This is a genomic window from Pseudomonas sp. MWU347 (genome assembly GCF_017947305.1).
Classification (GTDB): Bacteria; Pseudomonadota; Gammaproteobacteria; order Pseudomonadales; family Pseudomonadaceae; genus Aquipseudomonas; species Aquipseudomonas putida_A.
Window position 1 is genome coordinate 197634 of sequence record NZ_JAFGZB010000005.1, and the last position, 26513, is coordinate 224146.

A 26513-nucleotide genomic window follows, 5' to 3' on the forward strand; every position below is an offset into this window, starting at 1 on the left:
TGTGCTGGATGCATGGGCCCCTTCGCGAGCAAGCCCGCTCCCACTTTTGATCGCATTCTTCTAGTCGGGATGCGGTCGAATGTGGGAGCGGGCTTGCTCGCGAAGCCGGCGACGCGGTCTTAATGACCGCTGCGCAGCATTTCCTTCGGCACATACTTGCCGATCTCGAACTTGCCGATCGCCGCGCGGTGCACTTCGTCCGGGCCGTCAGCCAGGCGCAGGGTGCGCTGCATGGCGTACATGTAGGCCAGCGGAAAATCGTTGGAGACCCCGGCCCCGCCGTGGATCTGGATCGCCCGGTCGATCACCCGCAGCGCCACGTTCGGCGCGACGACCTTGATCTGCGCGATCTCGCTCTTCGCCACTTTGTTGCCGACGGTGTCCATCATGTACGCCGCTTTCAGGGTCAGCAGACGGGCCATGTCGATTTCCATCCGCGAGTCGGCGATCTTGTCGACATTACCGCCCAGACGCGCCAACGGCTTGCCAAACGCGGTGCGACTCACCGAGCGCTTGCACATCAATTCCAACGCACGTTCAGCCATGCCGATCGAGCGCATGCAGTGGTGAATCCGCCCTGGACCTAGGCGACCCTGAGCTATTTCGAAGCCGCGACCTTCGCCGAGCAGGACGTTTTCGTAAGGCACGCGCACGTTGTCGAACAGCACTTCGGCGTGGCCGTGCGGTGCATCGTCGTAGCCGAATACCGGCAGCGGGCGGACGATTTTCACCCCGGGGGTGTCGACCGGCACCAGGATCATCGAGTGCTGCGCATGGCGCGGTGCGTCAGGGTTGCTCAGGCCCATGAAGATCAGAATCTTGCAGCGCGGATCGCAGGCGCCGGAAGTCCACCATTTCTTGCCGTTGATCACCCATTCATCGCCATCACGCACGGCGCGGGCGGCCATGTTGGTGGCGTCGGACGAGGCCACATCCGGTTCGGTCATGGCGAACGCCGAGCGGATCTCGCCGCGCAGCAGCGGTTCGAGCCAGCGCTGTTTCTGCTCTTCGTTGGCGTAGCGCACCAGCACTTCCATGTTGCCGGTGTCCGGCGCCGAGCAGTTGAACGGCTCCGGCCCCAGCAGCGAACGGCCCATGATTTCTGCCAGCGGTGCGTATTCAAGGTTGGTCAGACCGGCGCCGAGTTCCGACTCAGGCAGGAACAGATTCCACAGCCCTTCAGCCTTGGCCTTGGCTTTGAGCTCTTCCATGATCGCGGTCGGCTGCCAGCGATCACCCTCGGCAACCTGGCGTTCGAACACGGCTTCGGCCGGGTAAACGTAAGTGTCCATGAACGCGGTCACGCGCTCACGCAGTTCTTGCACCTTGGGCGAATAAGCGAAATCCATGAGCAATTACCTTCTTTAGGCAGAGGTTGTTCAGATCATGCAATCGATGCTAGAACAGCGCTGATAATTTACCTAGCCTATTCTCGGCGTGTATAAACATTCATCACCGATATATGATCCGCTGATCGTCAGCCCCTAGAACAAGAGAAGCCGCGTTATGAATCTGAGTAAGGTCGACCTCAACCTTTTCATCGTCTTCGACGCGATCTACACCGAAGCCAACCTGACCCGCGCCGGGCAGATTGTCGGGATTACCCAGCCGGCGGTGTCCAACGCGTTGGCGCGGTTGCGCGAGACCTTCAACGATCCGCTGTTCGTGCGCACCGCCCAGGGCATGGTGCCGACGCCGATGGCACAGAACATCATCGGCCCGGTGCGCAACGCGCTGTCGCTGCTGCGGGTGTCGGTCCAGGAGAGCCGGATTTTCAACCCGGCGCAGGCGGTGAAGACTTATCGCATCAGCATGACCGACCTCACTGAAGCAGTGATTCTGCCGCCGCTGTTCCAGCGTTTGCGGCGTCTGGCGCCGACGGTGATCATTGAAAGTTTCCTGTCGAAACGCCGCGAGACCACCAAGGAACTGGCGGCCGGACGCCTGGATTTTGCCGTCGATGCCCCGCTCAACACCGACCCGCAGGTGCGCCACGTCAAGCTGATGGAAGACCGTTACGTCTGTGCGATGCGCAAGGGCCATCCGCTGGCGGGCAAGGAGAAACTGTCGCTGGATGACTATCTGTCGCTGACCCACATCCATATCTCCAGTCGCCGCAGCGGGCTGGGCTATGTGGATCTGGCGCTGGGCAAAATGGGCATTCAGCGCAAGATCGCCCTGCGCTCGCAGCATTATCTGATGGCGTCGCAGGTCATGCAGCAGACCGACATGGTGATGACGGTGCCCGAGCGCTTTGCCCGGCGTAATGACTTGCATGCGTTCAACCTGCCGGTCAACGACGTGCCGCCGCTGGAGACTCACCTGTACTGGCATGAAAGCACCGACCAGGACCCGGCCAATCGCTGGATGCGCGAGCAGATCATCGAGTTGTGCCAGCAGGTGGCAGCGCAGGAGAAGAAGCTGGACAAGGTGTAAGTCTTTGCACCGAGTCGCTGGCATCGCGAGCAGGCTCACTCCTACATACGACCGCGTTTCAATTGTAGGAGTGAGCCTGCTCGCGATGAGGCCCACAAGAACACCGCAGATCATCCTTCTTGACGTAAACGTCAACTCGCCATTAGCTTAGCGCCAAGACCTTTTTCCGAGCGCTTTCATGAGCAGCCAGACCTACAGCATTTCCGACCTCGCCCGCGAGCTGGACATCACCACCCGGGCGATCCGCTTTTATGAAGAACAAGGCCTGCTCAGCCCCGAGCGTCGTGGCCAGGAACGCATCTACTCGCCGCGCGACAAGGTCAGCCTGAAGCTGATCCTGCGTGGCAAGCGCATCGGTTTCTCCCTGGCCGAATGCCGTGAGCTGATCGAGCTCTATGACCCGTCCAGCGGTAACACCAAACAGCTCAACAGCATGCTGGCAAAAATCGGCGAGCGCCGCGAACAGCTTGAGCAGCAGTTGCTCGACATCGAACAGATGAAGCTGGAACTCGACACCGCTGAAGAACGCTGCGTGCAAGCGTTGGAGCAGACACTCAAGGGTCAGCAGGCGAGCTAGTAAACAACACAAATTCCTTGTAGGAGTGAGCCTGCTCGCGATAGCGGTGTGTCAGTCGAGCAAATATTAACTGACTCACCGCTATCGCGAGCAGGCTCACTCCTACAGGGGATCTCCTCGAATCCAGAAGAGCAGGTCAACCCATGTCCCTCCCCTCCCAAGTACGCCTGATCGAAGTCGGCCCGCGCGATGGCCTGCAGAACGAAGCCCAACCGATCAGCGTGGCTGACAAGGTGCAACTGGTCGACGCCCTGAGCGCCGCCGGCCTTGGTTATATCGAAGTCGGCAGTTTTGTCTCGCCGAAATGGGTGCCGCAGATGGCCGGATCCGCCGAAGTGTTTGCGCAGATCCAGCGCAAACCCGGCGTGACCTACGGCGCACTGGCGCCGAACCTGCGCGGTTTTGAAGATGCGCTGGCTGCCGGCGTGAAAGAAGTCGCGGTGTTCGCTGCGGCGTCCGAGGCGTTCTCGCAGCGCAACATCAATTGCTCGATCAGCGAAAGTCTGGCGCGCTTCGCACCGATCATGGAGGCCGCGAAACAGCACGGCGTTACCGTGCGCGGTTACGTGTCCTGCGTGCTCGGTTGCCCTTATGAAGGCGAGGTCGCACCGGAACAAGTGGCGATGGTCGCCCGCGAGTTGTCTGCGATGGGCTGCTACGAAGTGTCCCTCGGCGACACCATCGGCACCGGCACCGCCGGCGCGACCCGGCGGTTGTTCGAAGTGGTGTCGGCGCAAGTGCCACGGGAAAAACTCGCCGGGCACTTCCACGACACCTACGGCCAGGCGATGGCCAACATCTATGCCAGCCTGCTGGAAGGCATCGCGGTGTTCGACAGCTCTATCGCCGGCCTCGGCGGCTGCCCGTACGCCAAAGGCGCGAGCGGTAACGTCGCCACCGAAGACGTGGTGTACCTGCTCAACGGCCTGGGCATCGAGACCGGTATCGACCTCGACGCCCTGATTGCGGCGGGTCAGCAGATCAGCGCGGTGCTCGGTCGCCCGAGCGGTTCGCGTGTGGCCAAGGCCCGTAACGCCCAGTGAGGGCGAAGGTGTTACCGCTGTGTCCGAAACGTGGGCGTAGTCGAGTAACACGGAAACAAATTGTCTGGTTTGCCCTGAAGGAAAAATCCTTCAAAAATCTCAAGGCATTGATTTACAAGGGATTTAAAAAGTTGGCACGGCTTCTGCTATCTCTATGGCATAACAAGAATAAAAAGCAGCAAACCAATAAAAATAAGACGTACCGACTCTGACATAACAAAAACAACACGGCAGAGACGCAGCTAACAGATTTTTTTGGAGAAGGTGTGCTTTTCAGGGTGCTCTCAGGAGTGACCCGCAACCGGGCAGAGAACAATAAAACTACCTTCAGGTAGCTCCCGAATCGGTTGGATCGTTTAACGAGAAAGCAGATCAGCGCTCAAAAAAATACGTTTGCTCTTGACCCCGGATGGGGGTCGCCAAAAACAGCGGTAAAGGGCCACGGTTGCCAAAAACAACAACAGACCGCCCCTCAATAATAAAAAAGAGCACGCGACGACAAAATTAAAGGGGAGCTTCGGCTCCCCTTTGTGCTTTCTGTGATTCCTGAAAACATCACAGATTCCCTGTGGGAGCGGGCTTGCTCGCGAATGCTGAGTGTCAGGCGACAAATTTGTATCTGATACACCGCATTCGCGAGCAAGCCCGCTCCCACATTTGATTGTGTCAGGCCTGCTTTTCGCGGAGCTCCTCGATACTGATCTCACGCATCCGAAATTTCTGGATCTTGCCCGTCACCGTCATCGGAAACTCCTCCACAAACTTGAAGTAACGCGGCGTCTTGAAGTGGGCGATGCGCTCCTTGCACCAGGTTTGCAGTTCCAGTTCCGACTCACTGTGGCCGGGATGGAATTTGATCCAGGCGACAATCTCCTCGCCGTAACGCGAGCACGGAATGCCGATCACTTGTACGTCCGCCACCGCCGGGTGGGTGAAGAAAAACTCTTCCAGCTCACGCGGATAAACGTTCTCGCCACCACGGATGATCATGTCCTTGTTGCGCCCGGCGATGTTCACGTAACCCTCATCGTTCATGCTCGCCAGATCGCCGGTGTGCATCCAGCCGGCCTCGTCGATGGCTTCGGCCGTGGCTTGCGGGTTGCTCCAGTAACCGAGCATCACACTGTAACCGCGGGTGCACAGCTCACCGATGGTGCCGCGCGGCACCAGGTTGCCCGCCTCGTCGATGATTTTGCTTTCCAGTTGCGGCTGGGTGCGGCCGACGGTGGTGACGCGCAGTTCCAGCTCATCGTTCGGCCCGGTCTGCAGCGACACCGGACTGGTCTCGGTCATGCCGTAGGCAATCTGCACTTCGCTCATGTGCATCTCGCTGATGACCCGGCGCATTACCTCGATCGGGCAAGTGGCGCCGGCCATGATCCCGGTGCGCAGGGTCGACAAGTCGAACTCGGCCCGCTGCGGCTGATCGAGCATGGCGATGAACATGGTTGGCACACCGTACAGGCCGGTGGCTTGTTCTTCGGCGACAGTTTGCAGGGTCAGCAGCGGGTCGAACGCGTCGTTGGGATAAATCATGGTGCTGGCGTGGGTGATGCAGCCGAGGTTGCCCATGACCATGCCGAAGCAGTGATACAGCGGCACGGGGATCACCAGGCGGTCGCTCGGGGTCAGGCCGATGCTTTCGCCGACCATGTAACCGTTGTTGAGGATGTTGTAGTGACTGAGGGTCGCGCCCTTGGGGAAACCGGTGGTGCCGGAGGTGTACTGGATGTTCACCGGTTGATCGAAGTGCAGACTGTCGCTGCGTTCACGCAGTTGTTCGGGCGAAACTCTGCTCGCCAGATCGGCCAGTTGCGACCACGGCAGGAAGCCCGACGGTGGCTGTGCGTCGAGGCTGATCACCCCGCGCAAATCCGCCAGACGTTCGCTGCACAAATGGCCGATGGATTGCTCTGCGAGTTCCGGTACCAGCCCTTGCAGCATGGCGTGGTAGTTGGAGGACTTGAAAGCGCCGGCGCACACCAGCCACTGGCAACCGGACTGCTTGAGCACGTATTCCAGTTCGGAGCTGCGGTAGGCCGGGTTGATGTTGACCAGGATCACGCCGAGCTTCGCCGTGGCGATTTGCGTGATGCACCACTGTGCACAGTTCGGCGCCCAGATACCGAGCCGATCTCCCGCCTGCAAACCCAGCGCCAGCAAGGCTCTGGCGTGCAGGTCGACGCTATCGGCCAGTTGCTGCCAGGTATAACGCAACTGCTGATGCCTTACGACCAGCGCCTCGCCGTGTGGGTGTTGCGCAACAGTCTGATCGAACTTCTGCCCGATGGTCATCGCCAGCAAGGCTTTTTCCTGGGAGCCTCGGGTATAGCTGCGCTGCGGGTTTGCACTGGGTTGATCCATGATGACCCCTATTGTCTTTATTAGTGGGTTTACCGGGATTTTGCTTCGGGTGGGAGCGGGCTTGCTCGCGAATGGGGAGGATCAGTCGCCAGATGTATAGGCTGACACACTGCATTCGCGAGCAAGCCCGCTCCCACCAAAAGCACTCCGCTTCAATCCTGAACTGGTCCTACTCTCGCCTATGTTGACGTTAACGTAAAGGGTGATTGACAGCCATTCGTCACAGGCTTACGTTAACGTAAAGGTGAGAGCCGTTCGACCGCCCTCCCCACCCTACAAAAAAGCCAAAAGGTGACCCATGAGCTACCCATCCCTGAACTTCGCCCTCGGTGAAACCATCGACATGCTGCGCGATCAGGTTCAGTCCTTCGTCGCCGATCAGATCGCCCCACGCGCCGCGCAGATCGACCGCGACAACCTGTTCCCGGCCGACATGTGGCGCAAATTCGGTGACATGGGCCTGCTCGGCATCACCGTGCCGGAAGAGTACGGCGGCGCGGGCCTGGGTTACCTGGCGCACGTGGTGGCGATGGAAGAAATCAGCCGCGGCTCGGCTTCCGTGGCGCTGTCCTACGGCGCGCACTCCAATCTCTGCGTCAACCAGATCAACCGCAACGGCAACCACGAACAGAAATCCAAATACCTGCCGAAGCTGATCAGCGGCGAACACGTTGGTGCACTCGCCATGAGCGAGCCGAACGCCGGTTCCGACGTGGTTTCGATGAAACTGCGCGCCGACAAACGCGGCGACCGCTTCGTGCTCAATGGCAGCAAGACCTGGATCACCAACGGCCCCGACGCCAACACCTACGTGATCTACGCCAAGACCGACCTGGAAAAAGGCCCGCACGGCATCACCGCGTTCATCGTCGAGCGCGACTGGAAAGGCTTCAGCCGCAGCAACAAGTTCGACAAGCTCGGCATGCGCGGTTCCAACACCTGCGAGCTGTTCTTCGATGACGTCGAAGTGCCAGAAGAAAATATCCTCGGCGTGCTCAATGGCGGCGTGAAAGTGCTGATGAGTGGTCTCGATTATGAACGCGTGGTGCTGTCCGGCGGTCCGACCGGGATCATGCAGTCGTGCATGGATCTGATCGTGCCGTACATCCACGATCGCAAGCAGTTCGGCCAGAGCATCGGCGAATTCCAGCTGATCCAGGGCAAAGTCGCCGACATGTACACCCAGCTCAACGCCAGCCGCGCCTACCTGTATGCAGTCGCTCAGGCCTGCGAGCGTGGCGAAACCACGCGCAAGGACGCCGCCGGGGTGATCCTCTACACCGCCGAGCGCGCCACGCAAATGGCCCTCGACGCGATCCAGATTCTTGGCGGCAACGGCTACATCAACGAATTCCCGGCCGGACGTCTGCTGCGTGACGCCAAGCTGTACGAAATCGGCGCCGGCACCAGTGAGATCCGGCGCATGCTGATCGGCCGCGAACTGTTCAACGAAACCCGCTAAACGGAGCTGCACATGGCTATCCTGCATACCCAGCTCAACCCCCGCTCAGCGGAGTTCGCCGCCAACAGCGCGGCGATGCTTGAACAGGTGGACGCGCTGCACACCCTGCTCGCCCAAGTGGCGCTGGGCGGCGGCGCGAAAGCCCAGGAACGTCACACCTCGCGGGGCAAGTTGCTGCCGCGCGAACGCATCAACCGCCTGCTCGATCCGGGCTCGCCGTTTCTCGAGATCAGCCAGCTCGCCGCCCACGCCGTGTACGGCGAAGACGTGCCAGCCGCCGGGGTGATTGCCGGGATCGGCCGGGTCGAAGGCGTCGAGTGCATGATCGTCGCCAACGACGCGACGGTGAAAGGTGGCTCGTACTACCCGCTGACCGTGAAAAAACACCTGCGCGCGCAGACCATCGCCCAGCAGAACCGCCTGCCGTGCATCTATCTGGTGGACTCGGGCGGCGCCAATCTGCCGCGTCAGGACGAAGTGTTCCCGGATCGCGAGCACTTTGGCCGGATCTTCTTCAACCAGGCCAACATGAGCGCGATGGGCATTCCGCAGATCGCCGTGGTCATGGGCTCCTGCACCGCAGGCGGTGCCTATGTGCCGGCGATGGCGGACGAAGCAATCATGGTGCGCAATCAGGCGACGATCTTCCTCGCCGGCCCACCGCTGGTGAAAGCCGCGACCGGTGAAGTGGTCAGCGCAGAAGACCTCGGCGGTGCCGACGTGCACTGCAAGATTTCCGGCGTGGCCGACCATTACGCCGAGAGCGACGAACACGCCCTCGCCCTCGCCCGCCGCAGCGTCGCCAACCTCAACTGGCGCAAGCTCGGCGAAGTGCAGCAGCGCACGCCGATTGCGCCGCTGTACGCCAGCGACGAGTTATATGGCGTGGTTTCGGCCGACGCCAAACAGCCATTCGACGTGCGCGAAGTGATTGCGCGGCTGGTCGACGGTTCGGTGTTCGATGAATTCAAGGCGCTGTTCGGCACCACGCTGGTCTGCGGTTTTGCGCACCTGCATGGCTACCCGATCGCGATCCTCGCCAACAACGGCATCCTCTTCGCCGAAGCCGCGCAAAAAGGCGCGCACTTCATCGAGCTGGCCTGCCAGCGCGGCATTCCGCTGCTGTTCCTGCAGAACATCACCGGGTTCATGGTCGGCCAGAAATACGAGGCCGGCGGCATCGCCAAGCACGGCGCGAAACTGGTGACCGCCGTGGCCTGCGCCAAAGTGCCGAAATTCACCGTGATCATCGGCGGTAGCTTCGGCGCCGGTAACTACGGCATGTGCGGGCGCGCTTACGATCCGCGTTTCCTGTGGATGTGGCCGAATGCGCGCATCGGCGTGATGGGCGCAGAGCAGGCTGCGGGCGTGTTGGTGCAAGTCAAGCGCGAGCAGGCCGAACGCAGCGGCCAGACCTTCAGCGCCGCGCAGGAAGCCGAGATCAAGCAACCGATCCTCGACCAGTACGAAGAGCAGGGTCACCCCTACTACTCCAGCGCACGGCTGTGGGACGACGGCGTCATCGACCCGGCGCAGACCCGCGATGTGCTGGCCCTGGCCTTGTCCGCGTCGTTGAACGCGCCTATCGAACCGAGCCGCTTCGGCGTGTTCCGGATGTGATGCTTTTTTGTGGGAGCGGGCTTGCTCGCGAAAGCGGTGTATCAGTCGACGTATCCGCAACTGACAGACCGTCTTCGCGAGCAAGCCCGCTCCCACAGAAACCGTGGAGACGGAAGAATATGAGCGACTTCAACACCCTCGAACTGCAGAGCGACCCAAGGGGTTTCGCCACCCTGTGGCTCAATCGTGCGGAAAAGAACAACGCGTTCAACGCCGAAATGATCCGCGAACTGATCCTCGCACTGGACAAGGTTGCCAGCGACGCCAGCCTGCGTTTCCTGTTGGTGCGCGGGCGTGGCAAGCATTTCAGCGCCGGCGCCGATCTGGCGTGGATGCAGCAATCGGCCGAACTCGATTACCACACCAACCTGGACGATGCCCGCGAGCTGGCGGAGCTGATGTACAACCTCGCCAAGCTGAAAATCCCGACCCTGGCGGTGGTGCAGGGTGCGGCGTTCGGCGGTGCGCTGGGGCTGATCAGTTGCTGCGACATGGCGATCGGCGCTGACGATGCGCAATTCTGTCTGTCGGAAGTGCGCATTGGTCTGGCGCCGGCGGTGATCAGTCCGTTCGTGGTGCAGACCATCGGCGAACGCGCGGCGCGTCGTTATGCGCTGACTGCCGAGCGCTTCGGTGGGCAGCGTGCGCGGGAAATCGGCTTGTTGTCCGAGAGCTATCCGGCTGCCGAGCTTGATCAAGCCGTCGAACAATGGATCGACAACCTGCTGCTCAACAGCCCTGCCGCGATGCGCGCCAGCAAAGATTTGTTGCGCGAAGTCGGCAACGGCGCACTGACCCCGGCGCTGCGCCGCTACACCGAAAACGCCATCGCCCGAATCCGCGTCAGCCCTGAAGGCCAGGAAGGCTTGCGCGCCTTTCTGCAAAAACGTGCACCTAGCTGGCAAGCCGCAACCACCCCCAAGGAGCCGCGTTGATGAGCGCACCTGTTCTCACCACCCTGCTGGTGGCCAACCGTGGCGAAATCGCTTGCCGGGTCATGCGTACCGCCAAGGCCCTGGGCCTGACCACCGTCGCCGTGCACAGCGCCACCGACCGCGAAGCGCGGCACAGCCGCGAAGCGGATATCCGCGTTGATCTCGGCGGCAGCAAAGCCGCCGACAGTTATCTGCAAATCGACAAGCTGATCGCGGCGGCCAAGGCCAGCGGCGCGCAGGCGATTCACCCGGGGTACGGCTTCCTGTCGGAAAACGCCGGGTTCGCTCGTGCCATCGAAGCGGCCGGGCTGATTTTCCTCGGCCCGCCCGCCTCGGCCATCGACGCGATGGGCAGCAAATCCGCAGCCAAGGCGCTGATGGAAACCGCCGGTGTGCCGCTGGTGCCGGGCTATCACGGCGAGGCGCAGGATCTCGAAACCTTCCGCGATGCCTGCGCACGCATTGGCTATCCGGTGCTGCTCAAGGCCACGGCCGGTGGCGGCGGCAAAGGCATGAAAGTGGTCGAGGACGTCAGTCAACTGGCCGAAGCGCTGGCCTCGGCGCAGCGTGAGGCGCAGTCGTCGTTCGGCGATTCGCGGATGCTGGTGGAGAAATACTTGCTCAAACCACGCCATGTGGAAATTCAGGTGTTCGCCGATCAGCATGGCAACTGCCTGTACCTCAACGAGCGTGATTGCTCGATCCAGCGCCGGCACCAGAAGGTCGTCGAAGAAGCCCCGGCCCCGGGCCTGACTCCGGAGCTGCGCCGGGCCATGGGCGAAGCGGCTGTGCGTTCGGCGCAGGCGATCGGTTACGTCGGTGCCGGCACCGTCGAGTTTCTGCTCGATGCGCGTGGCGAATTCTTCTTCATGGAGATGAACACGCGCCTGCAGGTCGAGCACCCGGTCACCGAAGCGATCACTGGCCTCGATCTGGTGGCGTGGCAGATTCGTGTGGCGCGTGGTGAAGCGTTGCCGATCACGCAGGATCAGGTGCCGCTCAATGGCCATGCGATTGAAGTGCGGCTGTATGCAGAGGATCCATCGAATGATTTCCTGCCCGCCACCGGGCGTCTGGAGCTTTACCGCGAATCGGCTGCAGGGCCGGGGCGGCGGGTTGATAGCGGGGTTGAAGAAGGTGACGAGATTTCGCCATTCTACGACCCGATGCTCGGCAAGCTGATTGCCTGGGGCGAGGATCGCGAGCAGGCGCGCCTACGGCTGTTGAGCATGCTTGATGAGTTCGCGATTGGCGGCTTGAAGACCAACATCAACTTTTTGCGGCGGATCATCACGCATTCGGCGTTCGCCGCTGCGGAGCTGGATACCGGGTTTATTCCGCGTTATCAGGAAACGCTGCTGCCGGCTCCGGGTGAACTGAGTGATGGGTTCTGGAATACGGCAGCGCAGGCTTTCGCGCAGAGTTTGCCGGGTACTGTTCGGGCGGATGATCCGGAGTCGCCGTGGGCCTTGAACAGTGGTTTGCGCGCCGGTCTGCCGGCAGAAGTCACTTTGCATTTGAGCTGCGAGGGCCAGGATCGGGCGCTGACGCTGAATAGCTCAGGCAACGCCACACTGTCCGGTGAAGCACTGGTGGTCGAGCACGATGGCGTACGCCGTGTCCTGCGGGCAATTCGCCAGGGCGATTCGCTGTACCTGCAATGGGACGGCGAGTTGCGGCGCATTCAGGCGTATGACCCAATCAGCGCCGTCGACGCCAGCCACAGCCATCAGGGCGGTCTGACTGCGCCTATGAACGGCAGCATCGTGCGGGTGTTGGTGGAGGCCGGGCAATCGGTCGAGGCCGGTGCGCAACTGGTGGTGCTGGAGGCGATGAAGATGGAGCACAGCATTCGCGCGCCCCATGCGGGAGTGATCAAAGCGCTGTATTGCCAGGAAGGCGAAATGGTCGGCGAAGGCAGCGCTTTGGTGGAACTGGAAGCCGAGTAAATGGGAGATCGATCCTACGCCGAGCGAGGATCGATCTGACTAGAAACGCGCCGTGGCCTGAACCACCACGCCGATGATTCGACACTCATCGGTGAACAGGGCTTTGGGCCAGGTCGGATTGAGCGGTACCAGATAACGCTGGCCGCCCTCTTCGTCGAGCTTGCGAAAGATCGCTTCATCGCAGCCCTGCCACTGGGCGATCACCAGCTTGCCGGGCAGCGCCTCCACCTCCGGATCCACCAGGATCAGCATGCCTTCGGCGATGCTCTGGCCGGAAGGTGCGGTCATCGAGTTTCCCGTCACGGTCAGCCAGAACGCTGCGCCACGGGCGTGATAGTCCGTCAGTTCGAAGCGCTGCTTGTCATGTGACGGGGCGTAAGCGGCGGTTGCACTCTCACGCGATTCGCACGGCGTGTGCCAATCGCTGACCGGATAGCGGAAATACGGGTTGTACTTCTGCGCCAGCGGCATCTCGTCATCGTCGGTCTCCTGCGGCTCGCGAATCACCAGCACCACTTCCAGGAAGTCCATGCCCAGCGCTTGCAATACGCGGTTCATTTCCGTAATACCCGGCTCGCGACGTTTGTTCAGCCAATGGCCGATCCCGCCCTGGGACATGCCGACGCGCTCTCCGAGCTCTGTTTGAGTGATTTTGAGTTCACTCATTTTGGCCTTGACCAACTCAATCCATTTATCCATGTGCGGCACCTTACTTGCCCCGCCTTCGGCCGGCAAAACACATATTGTAGTATTTAAATTCTGGTCACAACTACGTATCGTACTATGCTGGAAGCACGGACTTTCAATCGAACAAGGAGTGACCCTTCACCATGAATATCAGCAGCAAAGACTTGCCCGATCTGCAAATGGACACCACGTTCACCTCCCCTCAAGGCAATGCAGCAGCGCAGCGAGCACTGGACTATTACTTGAAACCAGCTGTTTCAGAACCCGAGGTAGATGAACGTTTTTTTGATGTGAAACGCCATCTCAGCGGCGAAGAGGCCCTCGTGCACGCGTCGGATCTGTTGCGCTGCGCAGCCGCCACCGCCTTCAAGGCAGCCGAAAACCTGCAGGGTGCAAGCCGCGACCTGGCATTTTCGGTGGTGCATATGGTGGATATGGCGCGAGCGATGGTCGACCATTCAATTGATGGCGAACAGCTCTAACGGACACGGGAAGCGGACGGACAGGAAAGAGTTTTCCAATCGCGCAGATAAAAACATTTGACTTGCAAATGATAATGATTATTATTGCAGGCAGCTGGTCGCGAGATCAGTCGATGGACCAGAGACCTTAGGTCGGTCTTCTGGACTATCTCCTCATCAGGCTAATCACGGTTTTTGACCCGGCTTTTTGCCGGGTCTTTTTTTGCCCGTTTTTCGGGCTTATGGCTTCAGGCTAATGAAGTCTTTGGGTGCTGCAAATTCGATGGCGCGGATAATATCAAAAGAATATCGCTTGGCAAGCAAAGCCCGGCCCGATTGGGGCAAACTAATGACAATTAGCACTTGAGAATCAATCGCACAGTCTCTAAGCTGCTTGCGCGTCACGGAAGACGCCCCCCACCGCAACCCGCAATTTCCCTCGGTTTCACCCCAGTCTTGCGTGTAAAGTAGCCGCCATAAAAATCATATTCAGGAACCGATTATGACCGTGGCCAAATCTTCGTTCGACATCAGCGCCAACTTCGACAGCGGCAACATCCAAGTCATCGACATCTCCAACCCGCTCAACCCGGTTCTGGCCATTCGCCCGGATACCCGCAGCGCGCATTTTCAGTGGTTCCACTTCAAGGCCAGCGGCCTGCATGTTCATCAGGAACACTGGTTTCGCCTGGTCAACGCCAGTCAATCCTCTTACAACAAGGCCTGGACTGGCTATCAGGCTGTTGCGTCCTACGACCATGTGAATTGGTTTCGTATTCCTACCAGTTTCGAAGGCGACAGCCTGCGCTTTTGCCTCGAAGCCGAGCAGACTCACGCTTGGTTCGCCTACTTCGAACCCTACAGCCGCGGTCGTCACGACTGGCTGATCGAGCAGGCGCTGAGCAAGGCCGGCACCGAGTTGCTGGCTACCGGCAAAAGCGTCGAAGGTCGTGACATTCAACTGCTGCGCAAGGGCAGGGGCGCCGAAGGCCAGCGCAAAATCTGGATCATCGCGCAACAGCACCCGGGTGAGCACATGGCCGAATGGTTCATGGAGGGTGTGATCGAACGCCTGGAACGCCACGACGACCCGGTGTTGAACAAGCTGCTGGCCAGCGCGGATCTGTATCTGGTGCCGAACATGAACCCGGACGGCGCCTTCCACGGCCATCTGCGTACCAACGCCATGGGCCAGGACCTGAACCGCGCCTGGCAGAGCGCCAGTCAGGAAGTCAGCCCCGAGGTACTTTTCGTACAACAGCAGATGGAAAAGTACGGCGTCGATCTATTCCTCGACGTACACGGTGATGAAGAAATTCCCCACGTGTTCACCGCCGGTTGTGAAGGCAACCCGGGTTACACACCGCGCATCGAGAAGCTCGAAGAGCATTTCCGCACGCACCTCAAGCACACCACGAAAGACTTCCAGACCAAATATGGCTACACCCGCGACGAACCGGGCCAGGCCAACATGACCCTGGCCTGCAACGCGGTCGGCCAGAAATACGATTGCCTGTCGCTGACCCTGGAAATGCCGTTCAAGGATCACGATGACCATCCGAACAAAGAAACGGGCTGGTCGGGCAAGCGCTCGAAACAGTTGGGCAAGGACGTGCTGACCACGATCGCAGACATGATCGACACTCTGCGCTGATCCTTCCCCCGCTCTACCCAAAGATCGCAGCTATGCCTGCGATCTTTTTTTTGCGCAATCACACGCCATGACCAACAAGGTTGCAAATTAAAACCAGAGTGCCTACCTTGATTATGGTTTTAATTTGAAACCCAAAAAGGAATCAGGGCATGCAACCTCAACCTCTCAAAAGCAGCGTGGTGCTGCTGTTTGCCGTCGCCTGCGGACTGGCGGTGGGCAACGTGTATTACGCGCAGCCGCTGCTGGACGCCATGGCCGATGCCTTCGCCATGTCACCGGCAACCATCGGCATCGTCATTACCCTGACGCAGATCGGCTATGGCATCGGTCTGGTGTTGCTGGTGCCACTTGGCGACCTGCTCAACCGTCGGCGGCTGATCGTCACCCAGACCCTGCTCTCGGCCGCCGCGCTGTTGATGATCGCGCTGGCGCCCAACAGTGTGTGGTTGCTGCTCGGCATGACCCTGACCGGTTTGCTCGCGGTGGTGACGCAAGTGCTGGTGGCGTACGCCGCGACATTGGCCGTCCCGGCGCAACGCGGCCGGGTGGTCGGCGTCGTCACCAGCGGCATCGTCGTCGGCATTCTGCTCGCGCGCACGATTGCCGGGGTCATGGCTGATCTGGCCGGTTGGCGCGCGATCTATCTGCTGTCGGCGGGGCTGACGCTGCTGATGGCACTGCTGCTGTTGCGCGTCTTGCCCAAGAATGAAGCCGCGCAGCCCGCAAGCCGTTACGGCGCGCTGATCGCATCGGTGTTCAGCCTGTTCGGGCAAGAGCCGGTGCTGCGGCAACGGGCGATTCTCGCGCTGCTGACCTTCGCCAGCGCCATGGTGCTGTGGACGCCGATGGTGCTGCCGCTGGCTGCCCCGCCACTGTCGCTATCGCACAGTGAAATCGGCCTGTTCGGGTTGGCCGGCGCCGCCGGTGCACTCGCCGCCGCGCGCGCCGGACATCTGGCTGATCGCGGTCTGGGCCAATGGGTCAGCGGTCTGTCGCTGCTGCTGATGTTCGCCTCGTGGCTGCCGATCGCCCTCACCCAGTCCTCGCTGTGGGCGCTGTTGCTCGGCGTGATCACCCTCGATCTGGGCTTGCAGGCCGTACACGTCACCAGCCAGAGCATGATCTACAGCGTCCGCCCCGAAGCGCAAAGCCGCCTCACCGCCGGCTACATGCTGTTCTATTCGATCGGCAGTGCATTGGGTTCGATTACCTCGACGGCGATGTACGCCTGGGCCGGCTGGACCGGCGTATGTCTGCTTGGCGCCGTTATCAACGCATTGGCGCTGGGTTATTGGTGGCTGACCCTGAGAAGTGGCGCACCGCAGCGGTGCGCCACACAAGCGGGTTAATCGCGATCGCGACCGCGCAACATGCTGTCGAGCACCTCGTCGCGGCGCACCCAACCATGGAACAGCGCCGCTGCCAGGTGCAACAGCACGGTGAGGAACAACAGGTACGCCAGATAGCCATGCGCCTTGCGCAGCAGGGCAAACACTTGCGCATCGGCCGGCAGGATCGACGGCAACTGCAAGGTATTGCTGAGCATCACCGGCTCCCCGGACGCACTGATCATCGCCCAACCGAGCAGCGGCAGCACCAGCATCAACGCGTACAACAACACATGCGAAGCCTTGGCCGCCATCACCTGCCAGCCCGGCAGATCGGCCGGCAGCGGCGGCTGTCGAGTGGAAAACCGCACCAACAGACGCACGACCACCAGCAGCAGAATCGCAATCCCCAGCGGTTTGTGCAGATGAATCAGCCATTCATGCCGCTGTGAAACCGAAGTGACCATGCCGGCGCCAATGAACAACATGGCGATGATCATCAGCGCCATCAGCCAGTGCAGCAGCCGCGCCAACAGCGCGAAATGAGTCGGTTGCGTGCTCATGGGCGAGCCTCCTGTCTGGCGGCGGGCAATTGGCTGACTTCACTGGTTCGCCGTAGATAGGAATCGGCGTAACCGGCGGAACGCGCCGCGAGCAGCGGGTCGTCGGAGCCTTCGATCCCGGCTGGCAGCACCAGCGGATCGTAGTTGATGTCGCGGCATTCGCCGCTGAGCTGCGGCTGAGTCTTCTCCAGCACCAGCGTGCCGGCGTTGATCACCTTGCGGCCCTCGGGCCAGGTTTTGCTGGCATCGTTCACCGGATCACCGGGGTTGGCCAGGGTGATATTCAGCTGCCAGCGCAACGGCCCTTCGGCCAGACGCTGCACCAGATCCTTCTCGAGAAAATCCGCCCCCTCCGGCGCCGAGGCTCCGGCGGCATCGCGCGCCAGTGGCGTGAGACTCCAGCGCACCGCCTGCTTCTGCCCACTGGCGTTGACCAGATAGAACGCATTCACGCTGTTGTAGGTTTCAGTGGCATAGCTGGCCGACGGTTTGGCGGTCTTCACCCACGTCAGAAACGGCACGGCTTCCGGGTGGGCGGCGAAGAATGCCGGCACTTTCGACGGATCCGGTTTGCCCGTGGCCGGGTCCGGCGACTGCGCCTGCTGCAATTGATAGAACGCCTCGGGAGTGCCAACCGGGAACACCGGCATGCTGTTCATCCCGGTGCGCCATTGCTGACCGTTGGCCTGGGTAAAACGCAGCGCCAGACTGCGGATCGGCACACTGCTGTCCGGGGCGTAGGGATTGCCCGCCGGCAATGCGAAACGCCCGACAACCGGCGTCTGCGCCTCGTTGAACACCTGCGCGGAAGAGAACGCTCGCGCCTCGCCACTGCTCTCGAAATGCCCGATTACGCACACGCCCTTGGCGTGGTTGCGCCGGAACCCGGGGTGCACGCCGTTGTTTTTCTCCAGCACATCGACCAGCGCCTTGGGCGTCAGACGTTGTGGATCAAGATTACCGTGCACGTAGGCAAACGCCCCGGCGACAGCGGCAACCACCACGGCAATCGCCGTCAGGCGCAACACTGTGCTCGCGGCACTCAAGGGCGGGCGCGACGGCCTGCCCGGCGGTGAAGTGCGATCAACCATGAATAACTCCAGGGCCATCGGCCACAAGTAGGAAGAATCAGCAAGACGCACCCCAGCGGGATTTATTCCATGGCCCGGTATTTATTTTTCCGAACGTGGAATAACCTCGAACGGCAGACGTCTCCCTAGTCCACAGCGTAGTGACTAGCAGAAATTCATGAGCGAATTCGACGAACAGTTGAGAGAAATCATTCCCAGATTGCGCCGCTTTGCCGTGTCATTGACCCGCAACAGCAGTAGCGCCGACGATCTGGTGCAGGCCAGCCTCGAGCGGGCCCTGTCCGGCTGGGGTGCGAAACGCGCCGAGGGTGATGTGCGCGCGTGGCTGTTCGCGATTCTCTATCGGCAATTTCTCGACGCCCATCGGCGCTCGCGTCGTTATGCGCGGATGCTCGAATTCTTCACCGGTCGCGACGACGCCGAACCCTCGGTCGAGCGCACCGTGATCGCCCAATCGACCCTGCAAGCCTTCGATCGCCTGCCCACCGAACAACGCGCGCTGTTGCTGATGGTCTCGGTCGAAGGCCTGAGCTACAAGGAAGTCGCGGACATCCTCGACGTCCCCACCGGCACGGTGATGTCGCGCCTGTCCCGCGCCCGCCAGGCCTTGCGCCAGCTCAGCGACGGCGAAATCAGCAGCCCTTCTTTGCGGATACTCAAATGATCAGCATGCCTCCCAGTGAGCGTGACCTGCACGCGTACGTCGACCATCAACTCAACGAGGCCGACCGGCGTCTGGTCGACACCTGGCTGACCACTCACCCGGAAGCCGCCGCGCAGGTGCGCGCCTGGCAGCACGACGCCCAGTTGTTGCGCGCAGCCCTGGGCGGTGCCTTGCAGCAACCGGCCAATCCGGAACTCGATCCCACGCTGATTCGCCAGCGCCTCAAGCGTCAGTCGCGACGTCATCTGGCCAGCGCGGCGGTGTTGCTGATCGCGGTCGGCATCGGCGGTTTCAGTGGCTGGCAGGCGCGGGAAATGACCCTGGTGCGCTCATCCCCACTACCGATGACCGATGCCTTGCAGGCCTATCGTTTGATCGCCCAGCAAGGGATATTACCGGCGGACTACAAGGTCGACACTGACGGCGACATGCAGCATTGGCTCGACCGTTATTTCACCCAGGCCAGTCGCTTGCCGGATCTGAAATCCGCCGGTTTCGAACCGGTCAGTGGCCGCCTGCTCAGCACCGATGAAGGCCCGGCGGCGATGGTGGTGTATGAGGATCGCAGCGGCCACAAGGTCAGTTTCTATGTGCGACCACCGGGACCTGAAAACACCTTCCTGCCACGCGGCAGTCGCAGCGACGGCGATCTGCAGGCCGATTACTGGTCCGGTGGCGGGTACAACTATGCGATGGTCAGCCCGACGGATTCGCCGGCGGTGCAGCAATTGAGGCAGTCACTGCCATTGTGAAAACTGCGCAAATCCCCCCTGTGGGAGCGGGCTTGCTCGCGAAAGCGGTAGATCAGCCACCATCATTGTTGAATGACACACCGTATTCGCGAGCAAGCCCGCTCCTACAGGGGCTCATCGTATGAGTCAGAACCCTACATCGAGCACCACATTGTCCAGGTACGTCCCCGCCGGCGGCGTGGTCTGATCGGTGTAGATCTTCGCGTTGTAGTTGAAGATCTGACTTCCGGTACCCAAGCCATTCCCCGGATTCACCTCGGCATCGGTGCTCGACCGGCGCGCGCTGCCGACACTGCCCCAACGAGTAGTCCCGGCGCTTTTGAAGATGTCGTAGGCCAGATAATTACTTCCGGAAATCATCCGCCGCCGACCGCCGACACTGACCGGGTTCTGTCCGTCGCTCAAACCGACGGTGTAAGCACTGCCCTTGGTGCAGGCCAGATTGATGGTCTGCCCGGTCACCGGGGTAAAGGCACTGATTACCGGTGCACTGCCAAAGGCAATGTTCGGCGCAGTAATCGTGCAGTCGTTGGACACGGTCAGGTTCACCGTCAACGTCGCGGTACCGCTATTGATGTCGCGCCCCAGACAAACACTGCCGATACCGATCCCGGAGCAGTAATTCCAGTTCCAGAAAATGCTCAGGGTTTCCGTATAAACCCCGGCGGCGACGTTACTGCCAATGGTCGTGCCCAAGTACAGCGGCACGGTTTTCGGGGTGGTGCCGTTGAGCAGCCCCAAAGCATCGATGATGCCGTTGCGGGCGAAGTCGAAGGCGGTGCCACGGGTGACCGGGTAGCTGGTGCTGTTGTTGGCATAGATCGTGTAGCCGATGACGTCACCGGTCGGCCCGAGCAAGCCGCTCTGGGTCGAGGTAATGGTGGCGTAGAAATGGTCGTTGCTGGTCAGCAATGACAACAGCGAACCGGTACAACTCAACCCGGCATTGAGCGTGGAACTGGGCTGCGTCGTGGTGCGCACGGCAATCGAGCTGATCGAACCGAACGCCGCCGGCGTGGTGCTGACCACCGAACACAAGGCCTGCGCCATCCCCGGCAGCAGCAACGCCAGACACAGGCAGATCCGCGCCGCGCTCATTGGCACACCAACGGGCCGATCAGCGGCACCTGGCTTTGCCGCATATCCACTTCGAATTGCGTCTTGCAGGTTTTGCCGTCGGCCAGCGTCACCTGCAACGAGTTCTGCGCCTGCAGGTTTTCCAAATAGACCAGCCCGTCCCAGCCGACCACCGTGCGCGCCCCACTCTGCTCGTGCAGCACGCCGGCGCCCAATGGCAGTTCGCGTTGCTGCGCATCTACCAGCACGATGCTCGCGGCGATCACCCGGGTCAGAGGAAACTCCAGCAAATAGCCGCTGCCACGGCGCACGGCGATGCGTTGTTCGACGTTGGGGCTGCGCACGTTGGCCGGCAGATTCAGCGGATCGATTTCGTATTTGCCGCGGTAGTAAGCGCTGCTCCACGGCACCAGCAAGTGGCCGTTTTTATCGGTTTGACCGACCTGCTGGTTTTCGTAGCGCACCGGAATGTCGGCGAAACCGTCGGTGCTGACCACCACAAACGCGTCGTCGATGCGATTGGCGGCGAACACCTGGCGGTCCATCCACACCAGCGAGCCACTGGCATCGGCCCAACGGGTCTCGGCGTCTGAGGTGCCGTAAACCCCGGCCTGCAACTGCACCGATTGCAGACGCCAGGTCACATCAGCCTGACGATAATTGGGACCATCACCCTTGGCGTAACCCAGATTGAAACCCACCCCGCCCTCGGTCGGCACCGAGCGGCTGTAATTGACCCGCTGCTGACTCTGCCCGGTCTTACTGCGCTCGCTACTGATCGCCAGGCTGCCGCGCAGATCGAACGGGATCACCAGTTGCGCCTGCACTGCCCAGTTGCTGTCGCCGATCTCGCGGTTGGCCGACAGATAGAAGCTGCTGTTGCGCCATAGCGGTTTGCTCCAGCTCAGGTTGAGCAGACGCGTGCGCGAATCGTCCGCCGCGCGCACATCGAAATAACCGGCACCGAGGCTGCCCCAGCGCTCGAGGTTGACGCTCAGGGTCGCTTGCTCGCTGCGCCGGCTGAGGCTGATGTAAGGGCTGTCGATCACGCTGAGGTCGGCGTACTGATCGCGGCGTTGCAGGCGCTGCCAGGAAAAACTGTAGCGCTGGCTGCTGTACTGATAACCGAGACTCACCTGCTCGCCGCCGTCGCCGTCGAATCGGCTCTGACTGATGGCGCTGTTGAGTACGCCGAAATTGCCCAGACGCCAATTGCCGCCGATCCCGCCGAGGGTCAGCGAGTCAGCCGCTTCGGCGTGGCTTTCCAGGGTGAAGCTGTCGCTGACACCGTAGCGCAGGCTGCCGGAGGTCATGCCAGGGCCATAGCTGAAGTCCTTCAAACCGTAATCGCGGCGCAACGTACCGGCCGCCACCGAGAAATCACTCAGGCCTTTTTGCAGCAGACTGCTGGTGACATAGAACGGCACCGTGGTCGACACCTGCCGCCCCAGCGCATCGGTGGTCACCACCACGGCCTCACCGGCGCCGTTGATGAAAGGAATGTTGGTCAGGGTATACGGACCCGGTTGCAGGTCGGTGCTGCTCGACTTGTAGCCGTTGATGAACAGATCCACCGACGACGGCACAGCGGCCTCACCGGCGAACTGCGGCAACGGATAGGTGACCAGATCCGGACGCACGGCAAAGTCCCGCGAGAACTGCACACCGCCCAGACGCACCGAGTTGCTCCACGGCAAGGCGTCGCTGATCACGTCCCCGCCCTCGTAGGTGAGCATTCGCTCGTCGTCGGAGTAACGCCAGGTGGTGTCGTAGCGCAGGTAGCCGTTGCCCAGTGTGCTGACCGAATCGCCGGACAAGGTACGCCGGTACTGCCCGGTGTTGGACAACGTGCCCCAGCTATCGAACAGCCGCACCTCGTTCCACGCCGCCAGATAAGTGCCGGCATCGTCGGTGTCGTTGAGGTACAGGTCATAGTTGAACAACGCGCCGAAACTGCTCAGCGCCGGGGTGCGCGGATAGTTCTCGCGATTACCGATGAACTGATCCGGCAGCCACTGCGGTGGCACCACCAGCAGCAGGCGCTGGCCGACACTGTCGTATTCGCTGTGCAGTCCAGGCAGGCCGTCGAGATCAACTTCAGCACCAGGATTGCCCGGCAGTTTCATCCCGGTTTCAGCCAATACGCTGGCCGGCAAAAACAGATGCCCGTCACGTTGCTGCACCGCCACCACCCGCCCGGTGTTCATCTGATTGACCACCAACTCCAGAAACAACTGTGCATCACTCACGGCCTCCATGCCGCTGGGCGGTGGCGGCAGTTCGCCGGCCTGGGATGGTTGCACGAACATCAGGCACCACGCGCCGGTCATGAGCCACAACGGACGCTGAATACGACGAGCCCATCCCGGGCTCATACACGCTTTACGTCCGTCAATGGACTCGATCCTCCTGATGCCACTCTTGCCAAAGCCAGATATCTTTCTGTGGAATTTTGACGACACGATGCATTCATTGTGGCGAGGGAGCTTGCTCCCGCTCGGCGGCGCAGCCGTCGTCAGAATTGTTTAAGCGGACTGCCTGACATGGCTTGGGGCGGCTTCGCAACCCAGCGGGAGCAAGCTCCCTCGCCACAAAAGTCCACTCGGCATGGCTCCCTTTTCAGCGTCCCGGCGCAATGCTCTGCACCTGGACCCCGCCATTGACTCGCACTTGCAACGCCGACTCACTCGCCAACGCCCCAGGTGCCGGCCAGCGCATCACCGCGCCCGGCAGCACATAACCCAGCAACCCCTCGGCTAATGGCTTGCTCTGTCCACCCTGTTTGATCGCCACGTCGGTCAGCCGCGCATGCACCGCGCCCTGATTGCGCACTTCGATATACGGTCGACCGTCCACCGCCACCGTGCGCCAGCTCAGCTGCGGCACACCGATACCTTTGGGGTCACGCGGGCGGGTGCTGTCTTCCTTGCTCCACAGCCCCGCGCCGTAGGCAAACAACGGCACCGAATAGCGCATCTGAAAGCGGATCGCGGCCGCGGTTTTGCCGCCCTCGGCAGCCGGCGGCTGGGCGGAAGGGATTTCGTCGATGATGATCCGGTAGGCCAGTTCCTGCCCCGGTGGCACATCCTTGGTCCGGGTCAGGCGCACCAGTTGCTTCTGCCCCGGTTCGATCTTCGCCACCGGTGGGCTGCCGATCACGTCGCGCTGGTTCTGGTATTGCTCCTCAAAGCCGCTCTGGCTCCAGCCGAACACGCGGATCTGCAGGTTGGCGGTTTCCGTGCCACGGTTTTCCAGCCATAGCGCACTGGCCTGTTGATCGGCCTCCAGCACCGGATCGATCGGCCAGATCAACACCGAACTGGCGGCCTGCGCATGGCCGGCCCCGAGCATGACCAGTGCCAGCAACGCGCCCTGCAACAACGAATGCCCAGACGTAACTGCCCCCATGAACCTGCTCCTTGTCGGCCATTCAAATTTCGCTTTACCACGACAGCTGCACCTGCAACACGTCGCTGTACGTCCCCCCGGGCTGATTGCCCGGCAATTGCACCTGACCGTAAATCGGCAGGCTGATGTTGTTCGCATCGCTATAGGCCACCGCCACGCTCTGGCCGATGCCCAGGCTCTGGCTGTAAGCCGCATCGCGGAACAGCGCATACGCCACCCGCGCACTGCCGCTGTTGATCTGCATGTGGCGACCGCTGCTGTTGTACTGGCCGCCATCGACCGTCATGTTCACTGCCACCCCCGGCGTGCATTGCAACTGCACGCCGCCGGTCAATGCCACTTGCACCGTGCCGGTCGCGAGGGCCGAACTCGAACCGAAATTCAGTCCGCCGTAATTCGACACCCCGCCGACTACCAGACACCCCGGCGTGATGGTCGCGCTGACCTGAAAGCTCTGGCTGGTCGCCGCCCCCAGCGGCAGCGGCACACTGCCCGCACAGAGCAGGAGCAGCGCGGCACAGCCTTGGCGGCGCATGGCATCAGAACGTCAGTTCAACAGCGACGGTGTCGGTGTAAGTCCCTGCCGGCAGCCCGGCCTTGCCCACCGCCTGACCGTAGATATTCACCGTCTGCGCCACGCCAGTGCTGGTCGCCAGATTGATCGTGCCGTCGATCGGCAGCAGCTGCGAATGCCCGGCATCGGTGTAGAAGTCGTACGGCACGTAGTTGGCGACACCGTCATACAACGCACGAGCGCCGCCCGGCGACTGTCCGTCGTGAGCACCGGCGCGCACTTTGACCACCGGGGTCGTGCCGCTGGAGCAGAGAATCGACAGCGCCCCGCCGCCACCGCCCAGTACCTGCCCGCTCGCGGTGGTGAACAGACTGTTGGCGGTGCCGAAGTTCAGCGCACCGAAGTTCAGCCCGGTGGAACCGCCGGCACCGTTGACCTGACAGCTGCTGATCAGGGTCAGGCTGGCGGTGATCTGGCCGGTGACCGTGGTGGCGGCGTGGGCACTGGAAACCAGCGTCAGGCCGAGCAACGACAAACCTATCCTTGATGCAAACTTGCGCATGGTGTCCGTCCTCTACGGGGTTACCAGTCGAGCGTCACCGTCAGCGTGTCGGTGTAGACACCTGCCGGAACCGCGCGGGTATTCGCCACCACCGTGCCAAACACCGGAATCGGTATCTGCGCACCGCTGGTGACAGCGAAATTGTGTTGTTGGCCAATGCTGTAGCGTTGGCTGCCGGAGGCATCCAGAAAGAGTTGATAAGGCAGGGTCTGGCGCCCGTTGCTCAGGCGGCGGGTGGTGCCGTCACCGTGGCTGCCGCCGTCGATGGTGACGGTGAAACCGGTGACCGAGGGATTGCAGGCGACGTTCAGCTTGCCGCTGCTGTCGCCGTCGAGACTGGCCTTGATCGGCGCGTTCCAGGTCGGCCCCTGCTGACCGAAATCGAGGGTGCCCAGATTGCTCACCGGGATCGCCGGGGTGGCGCTGTTGGTGACTTCGCACCCGGCGATCAGGATCAGCCGCGCATTGATCTGCCCACTGATCGCCGCCTGTGCGTCGTCAGCGAGCAACAGCAACGTACCCGTGGCGATAACCATCCAGTGCTTGCCTGTCATTGCGTCCGTCCTACTCCTTCAGGATGCCTGCGTACCTTGCGTTCAGCATTGAACGCCCCTTCCCTGCGCAACCCGCCTCCAGCGGATTGCCTGAAATCCTGCACTCACCAGGTCACGGTGACTTTCACCAGATCCGAATAGCGGCTGACCTGCGGCACCTGCGCCAGACGCTCGATCCGCGCGTACAGCGGCAGCTCCACCGTGCCGGTGTCCGGCACCCGGCCGCTGACTGGCACGTTCACCACCAGCGGCACCCGGCGCGCCGCGTCCTGATACAGCCGATATGGAATCGGCTGGCTCCCCGCCGCCCCCGCCATGTAGCGAACCTCGCCAACGCCACCATGCAGGCCACCGTCGACCCGCAGTTGATACGGCGTGTCAGGGTTGCATTCCAGACGTGGCAACCGTTGGTTGGTCAGCGCCGCACCCAGTGGCCCGGCCGGGTCGTCGAGACGCGCAATACTGCCGAAATCCAGCACGCCCAATTGTTCGATACCCGCCTCGCGCTGCTGGCCGATCAACTGGCAGCCACGCTGCACGTCAACGCGGACTTCGACCTGAAGATCCGCCGCATGCACCGAGGCCCCAAGCACCCCGAGCAGGCCCATCACCACACGTACAATCACTGTCCCATTCCTTGTGAGGGAACATCCTGGATGACGTTACTGTGTTTCAGGGTAGCAACGGACGACGAATCCGCCAGTCGATTGGATCCATGGTCCTGCCGGGATATGTTTCGAAAGTTTGGCAACACGGCGAATTACATCGCTGAAAATAGCTGTACGTCCCGCACAAATCTGTTCAGTGATCGC

General features: G+C 61.4%; 24 protein-coding genes and 1 pseudogene. 13 read left to right on the forward strand and 12 right to left on the reverse strand.

What is annotated here, in order from left to right; translation table 11 throughout:
- Positions 1-119 precede the first annotated feature (119 nt).
- Positions 120-1349: an acyl-CoA dehydrogenase gene (locus tag KCG87_RS12805; RefSeq protein WP_003223710.1), complete on the reverse strand. Its 1230-nt coding sequence runs from the start codon at positions 1347-1349 to the stop codon at positions 120-122.
- A 157-nt stretch (positions 1350-1506) separates the two neighbouring features.
- On the opposite strand from KCG87_RS12805, the gene KCG87_RS12810 reads away from it, so the two are divergent.
- The 3 genes from KCG87_RS12810 (at position 1507) to KCG87_RS12820 (ending at position 4056) form a co-directional block, all read left to right on the forward strand.
- On the forward strand, positions 1507-2436 hold the full coding sequence (locus tag KCG87_RS12810; RefSeq protein ID WP_027614626.1) for a LysR family transcriptional regulator: 930 nt from the start codon (positions 1507-1509) through the stop codon (positions 2434-2436).
- A gap of 178 nt (positions 2437-2614) precedes the next feature.
- Positions 2615-3013 carry a MerR family DNA-binding transcriptional regulator gene (locus tag KCG87_RS12815; RefSeq protein WP_202369817.1) on the forward strand — a complete coding sequence of 133 codons (399 nt, stop codon included), beginning with the start codon at positions 2615-2617 and terminating at the stop codon, positions 3011-3013.
- 143 nt (positions 3014-3156) lie between these two features.
- Positions 3157-4056 carry a hydroxymethylglutaryl-CoA lyase gene (locus KCG87_RS12820; protein WP_210557634.1) on the forward strand — a complete coding sequence of 300 codons (900 nt, stop codon included), beginning with the start codon at positions 3157-3159 and terminating at the stop codon, positions 4054-4056.
- A 666-nt stretch (positions 4057-4722) separates the two neighbouring features.
- Here the strand turns inward: KCG87_RS12820 and KCG87_RS12825 are convergent.
- A complete protein-coding gene (locus KCG87_RS12825) occupies positions 4723-6420 on the reverse strand; it encodes an AMP-binding protein (RefSeq protein WP_210557632.1) in 1698 nt (565 codons plus the stop codon).
- Positions 6421-6718: 298 nt separating this feature from the next.
- On the opposite strand from KCG87_RS12825, the gene KCG87_RS12830 reads away from it, so the two are divergent.
- The 4 genes from KCG87_RS12830 (at position 6719) to KCG87_RS12845 (ending at position 12386) form a co-directional block, all read left to right on the forward strand.
- Positions 6719-7882 (forward strand): isovaleryl-CoA dehydrogenase, encoded by a 1164-nt coding sequence (locus KCG87_RS12830; protein WP_007961115.1) that lies wholly within the window; start codon positions 6719-6721, stop codon positions 7880-7882.
- Between the two features lie 12 nt (positions 7883-7894).
- Positions 7895-9502 carry a carboxyl transferase domain-containing protein gene (locus KCG87_RS12835; RefSeq protein ID WP_210557630.1) on the forward strand — a complete coding sequence of 536 codons (1608 nt, stop codon included), beginning with the start codon at positions 7895-7897 and terminating at the stop codon, positions 9500-9502.
- A 119-nt stretch (positions 9503-9621) separates the two neighbouring features.
- Positions 9622-10437, forward strand: coding sequence for a gamma-carboxygeranoyl-CoA hydratase (locus tag KCG87_RS12840; RefSeq protein ID WP_210557628.1), 816 nt, complete (start codon positions 9622-9624; stop codon positions 10435-10437).
- Positions 10437-12386, forward strand: coding sequence for an acetyl/propionyl/methylcrotonyl-CoA carboxylase subunit alpha (locus KCG87_RS12845; RefSeq protein WP_210557626.1), 1950 nt, complete (start codon positions 10437-10439; stop codon positions 12384-12386). Before KCG87_RS12840 ends, KCG87_RS12845 begins: the two co-directional genes overlap by 1 nt.
- Before the next feature lie 39 nt (positions 12387-12425).
- On the opposite strand, the gene KCG87_RS12850 is transcribed toward KCG87_RS12845, so the two are convergent.
- The gene (locus tag KCG87_RS12850) at positions 12426-13085 is read right to left on the reverse strand and encodes an XRE family transcriptional regulator (protein WP_027614618.1); all 660 of its coding nucleotides are present in this window, start codon (positions 13083-13085) and stop codon (positions 12426-12428) included.
- 131 nt (positions 13086-13216) lie between these two features.
- Between KCG87_RS12850 and KCG87_RS12855 the strand changes: the two genes are divergently transcribed.
- The 3 genes from KCG87_RS12855 to KCG87_RS12865 all read left to right on the forward strand — a co-directional run bounded on the left by KCG87_RS12855 (position 13217) and on the right by KCG87_RS12865 (position 16537).
- Positions 13217-13555 (forward strand): DUF3077 domain-containing protein, encoded by a 339-nt coding sequence (locus tag KCG87_RS12855; RefSeq protein WP_003223691.1) that lies wholly within the window; start codon positions 13217-13219, stop codon positions 13553-13555.
- 481 nt (positions 13556-14036) lie between these two features.
- Positions 14037-15188 carry a M14-type cytosolic carboxypeptidase gene (locus KCG87_RS12860; protein WP_210557624.1) on the forward strand — a complete coding sequence of 384 codons (1152 nt, stop codon included), beginning with the start codon at positions 14037-14039 and terminating at the stop codon, positions 15186-15188.
- A gap of 149 nt (positions 15189-15337) precedes the next feature.
- The gene (locus KCG87_RS12865; RefSeq protein ID WP_210557622.1) at positions 15338-16537 is read left to right on the forward strand and encodes an MFS transporter; all 1200 of its coding nucleotides are present in this window, start codon (positions 15338-15340) and stop codon (positions 16535-16537) included.
- Here KCG87_RS12865 and KCG87_RS12870 read toward each other — a convergent pair.
- The gene (locus KCG87_RS12870; RefSeq protein WP_027614614.1) at positions 16534-17079 is read right to left on the reverse strand and encodes a cytochrome b; all 546 of its coding nucleotides are present in this window, start codon (positions 17077-17079) and stop codon (positions 16534-16536) included. The genes KCG87_RS12865 and KCG87_RS12870 overlap by 4 nt on opposite strands.
- Positions 17076-18170: a catalase family peroxidase gene (locus KCG87_RS12875; protein WP_210557620.1), complete on the reverse strand. Its 1095-nt coding sequence runs from the start codon at positions 18168-18170 to the stop codon at positions 17076-17078. Before KCG87_RS12875 ends, KCG87_RS12870 begins: the two co-directional genes overlap by 4 nt.
- A 157-nt stretch (positions 18171-18327) precedes the next feature.
- On the opposite strand from KCG87_RS12875, the gene KCG87_RS12880 reads away from it, so the two are divergent.
- The 3 genes and pseudogenes from KCG87_RS12880 to KCG87_RS27610 all read left to right on the forward strand — a co-directional run.
- Positions 18328-18834: a sigma-70 family RNA polymerase sigma factor gene (locus KCG87_RS12880; protein WP_047597521.1), complete on the forward strand. Its 507-nt coding sequence runs from the start codon at positions 18328-18330 to the stop codon at positions 18832-18834.
- Positions 18831-19586, forward strand: a complete 756-nt coding sequence (locus KCG87_RS12885; RefSeq protein ID WP_210557619.1) for an anti-sigma factor — start codon at positions 18831-18833, stop codon at positions 19584-19586. The genes KCG87_RS12880 and KCG87_RS12885 overlap by 4 nt, the downstream gene beginning before the upstream one ends.
- Positions 19580-19690, forward strand: a pseudogene (locus KCG87_RS27610) (metal ABC transporter ATP-binding protein); the annotation flags it as partial. The gene KCG87_RS12885 and the pseudogene KCG87_RS27610, both read left to right, overlap by 7 nt.
- A gap of 22 nt (positions 19691-19712) precedes the next feature.
- Here KCG87_RS27610 and KCG87_RS12890 read toward each other — a convergent pair.
- The 7 genes from KCG87_RS12890 to KCG87_RS12920 form a co-directional block, all read right to left on the reverse strand.
- Entirely contained in the window at positions 19713-20684 is a 972-nt protein-coding gene (locus KCG87_RS12890) for a spore coat U domain-containing protein (RefSeq protein WP_098968113.1), read from the reverse strand.
- Positions 20681-23038 carry a fimbria/pilus outer membrane usher protein gene (locus KCG87_RS12895; RefSeq protein ID WP_210557618.1) on the reverse strand — a complete coding sequence of 786 codons (2358 nt, stop codon included), beginning with the start codon at positions 23036-23038 and terminating at the stop codon, positions 20681-20683. Before KCG87_RS12895 ends, KCG87_RS12890 begins: the two co-directional genes overlap by 4 nt.
- Before the next feature lie 244 nt (positions 23039-23282).
- On the reverse strand, positions 23283-24071 hold the full coding sequence (locus tag KCG87_RS12900; protein WP_210557617.1) for a molecular chaperone: 789 nt from the start codon (positions 24069-24071) through the stop codon (positions 23283-23285).
- Between the two features lie 34 nt (positions 24072-24105).
- Complete coding sequence (locus KCG87_RS12905; protein WP_134785971.1) at positions 24106-24606, reverse strand: spore coat U domain-containing protein; 501 nt, start codon at positions 24604-24606, stop codon at positions 24106-24108.
- Positions 24607-24610: 4 nt separating this feature from the next.
- The gene (locus KCG87_RS12910; protein WP_027614606.1) at positions 24611-25147 is read right to left on the reverse strand and encodes a spore coat U domain-containing protein; all 537 of its coding nucleotides are present in this window, start codon (positions 25145-25147) and stop codon (positions 24611-24613) included.
- A gap of 20 nt (positions 25148-25167) precedes the next feature.
- On the reverse strand, positions 25168-25701 hold the full coding sequence (locus tag KCG87_RS12915) for a spore coat U domain-containing protein (RefSeq protein ID WP_096795681.1): 534 nt from the start codon (positions 25699-25701) through the stop codon (positions 25168-25170).
- 104 nt (positions 25702-25805) lie between these two features.
- Positions 25806-26327 (reverse strand): spore coat U domain-containing protein, encoded by a 522-nt coding sequence (locus KCG87_RS12920; protein ID WP_097088184.1) that lies wholly within the window; start codon positions 26325-26327, stop codon positions 25806-25808.
- Positions 26328-26513: the final 186 nt, after the last annotated feature.

What these genes read in the sequence shown, in the direction of transcription:
- KCG87_RS12805 (WP_003223710.1), bottom strand. Translation starts at nt 1,349, where the DNA reads ATGGATTTCGCTTATTCGCCCAAGGTGCAAGAACTGCGTGAGCGCGTG.
- KCG87_RS12810 (WP_027614626.1), top strand. Translation starts at nt 1,507, where the DNA reads ATGAATCTGAGTAAGGTCGACCTCAACCTTTTCATCGTCTTCGACGCG.
- KCG87_RS12815 (WP_202369817.1), top strand. Translation starts at nt 2,615, where the DNA reads ATGAGCAGCCAGACCTACAGCATTTCCGACCTCGCCCGCGAGCTGGAC.
- KCG87_RS12820 (WP_210557634.1), top strand. Translation starts at nt 3,157, where the DNA reads ATGTCCCTCCCCTCCCAAGTACGCCTGATCGAAGTCGGCCCGCGCGAT.
- KCG87_RS12825 (WP_210557632.1), bottom strand. Translation starts at nt 6,420, where the DNA reads ATGGATCAACCCAGTGCAAACCCGCAGCGCAGCTATACCCGAGGCTCC.
- KCG87_RS12830 (WP_007961115.1), top strand. Translation starts at nt 6,719, where the DNA reads ATGAGCTACCCATCCCTGAACTTCGCCCTCGGTGAAACCATCGACATG.
- KCG87_RS12835 (WP_210557630.1), top strand. Translation starts at nt 7,895, where the DNA reads ATGGCTATCCTGCATACCCAGCTCAACCCCCGCTCAGCGGAGTTCGCC.
- KCG87_RS12840 (WP_210557628.1), top strand. Translation starts at nt 9,622, where the DNA reads ATGAGCGACTTCAACACCCTCGAACTGCAGAGCGACCCAAGGGGTTTC.
- KCG87_RS12845 (WP_210557626.1), top strand. Translation starts at nt 10,437, where the DNA reads ATGAGCGCACCTGTTCTCACCACCCTGCTGGTGGCCAACCGTGGCGAA.
- KCG87_RS12850 (WP_027614618.1), bottom strand. Translation starts at nt 13,085, where the DNA reads ATGGATAAATGGATTGAGTTGGTCAAGGCCAAAATGAGTGAACTCAAA.
- KCG87_RS12855 (WP_003223691.1), top strand. Translation starts at nt 13,217, where the DNA reads ATGAATATCAGCAGCAAAGACTTGCCCGATCTGCAAATGGACACCACG.
- KCG87_RS12860 (WP_210557624.1), top strand. Translation starts at nt 14,037, where the DNA reads ATGACCGTGGCCAAATCTTCGTTCGACATCAGCGCCAACTTCGACAGC.
- KCG87_RS12865 (WP_210557622.1), top strand. Translation starts at nt 15,338, where the DNA reads ATGCAACCTCAACCTCTCAAAAGCAGCGTGGTGCTGCTGTTTGCCGTC.
- KCG87_RS12870 (WP_027614614.1), bottom strand. Translation starts at nt 17,079, where the DNA reads ATGAGCACGCAACCGACTCATTTCGCGCTGTTGGCGCGGCTGCTGCAC.
- KCG87_RS12875 (WP_210557620.1), bottom strand. Translation starts at nt 18,170, where the DNA reads ATGGTTGATCGCACTTCACCGCCGGGCAGGCCGTCGCGCCCGCCCTTG.
- KCG87_RS12880 (WP_047597521.1), top strand. Translation starts at nt 18,328, where the DNA reads ATGAGCGAATTCGACGAACAGTTGAGAGAAATCATTCCCAGATTGCGC.
- KCG87_RS12885 (WP_210557619.1), top strand. Translation starts at nt 18,831, where the DNA reads ATGATCAGCATGCCTCCCAGTGAGCGTGACCTGCACGCGTACGTCGAC.
- KCG87_RS12890 (WP_098968113.1), bottom strand. Translation starts at nt 20,684, where the DNA reads ATGAGCGCGGCGCGGATCTGCCTGTGTCTGGCGTTGCTGCTGCCGGGG.
- KCG87_RS12895 (WP_210557618.1), bottom strand. Translation starts at nt 23,038, where the DNA reads ATGAGCCCGGGATGGGCTCGTCGTATTCAGCGTCCGTTGTGGCTCATG.
- KCG87_RS12900 (WP_210557617.1), bottom strand. Translation starts at nt 24,071, where the DNA reads ATGGGGGCAGTTACGTCTGGGCATTCGTTGTTGCAGGGCGCGTTGCTG.
- KCG87_RS12905 (WP_134785971.1), bottom strand. Translation starts at nt 24,606, where the DNA reads ATGCGCCGCCAAGGCTGTGCCGCGCTGCTCCTGCTCTGTGCGGGCAGT.
- KCG87_RS12910 (WP_027614606.1), bottom strand. Translation starts at nt 25,147, where the DNA reads ATGCGCAAGTTTGCATCAAGGATAGGTTTGTCGTTGCTCGGCCTGACG.
- KCG87_RS12915 (WP_096795681.1), bottom strand. Translation starts at nt 25,701, where the DNA reads ATGACAGGCAAGCACTGGATGGTTATCGCCACGGGTACGTTGCTGTTG.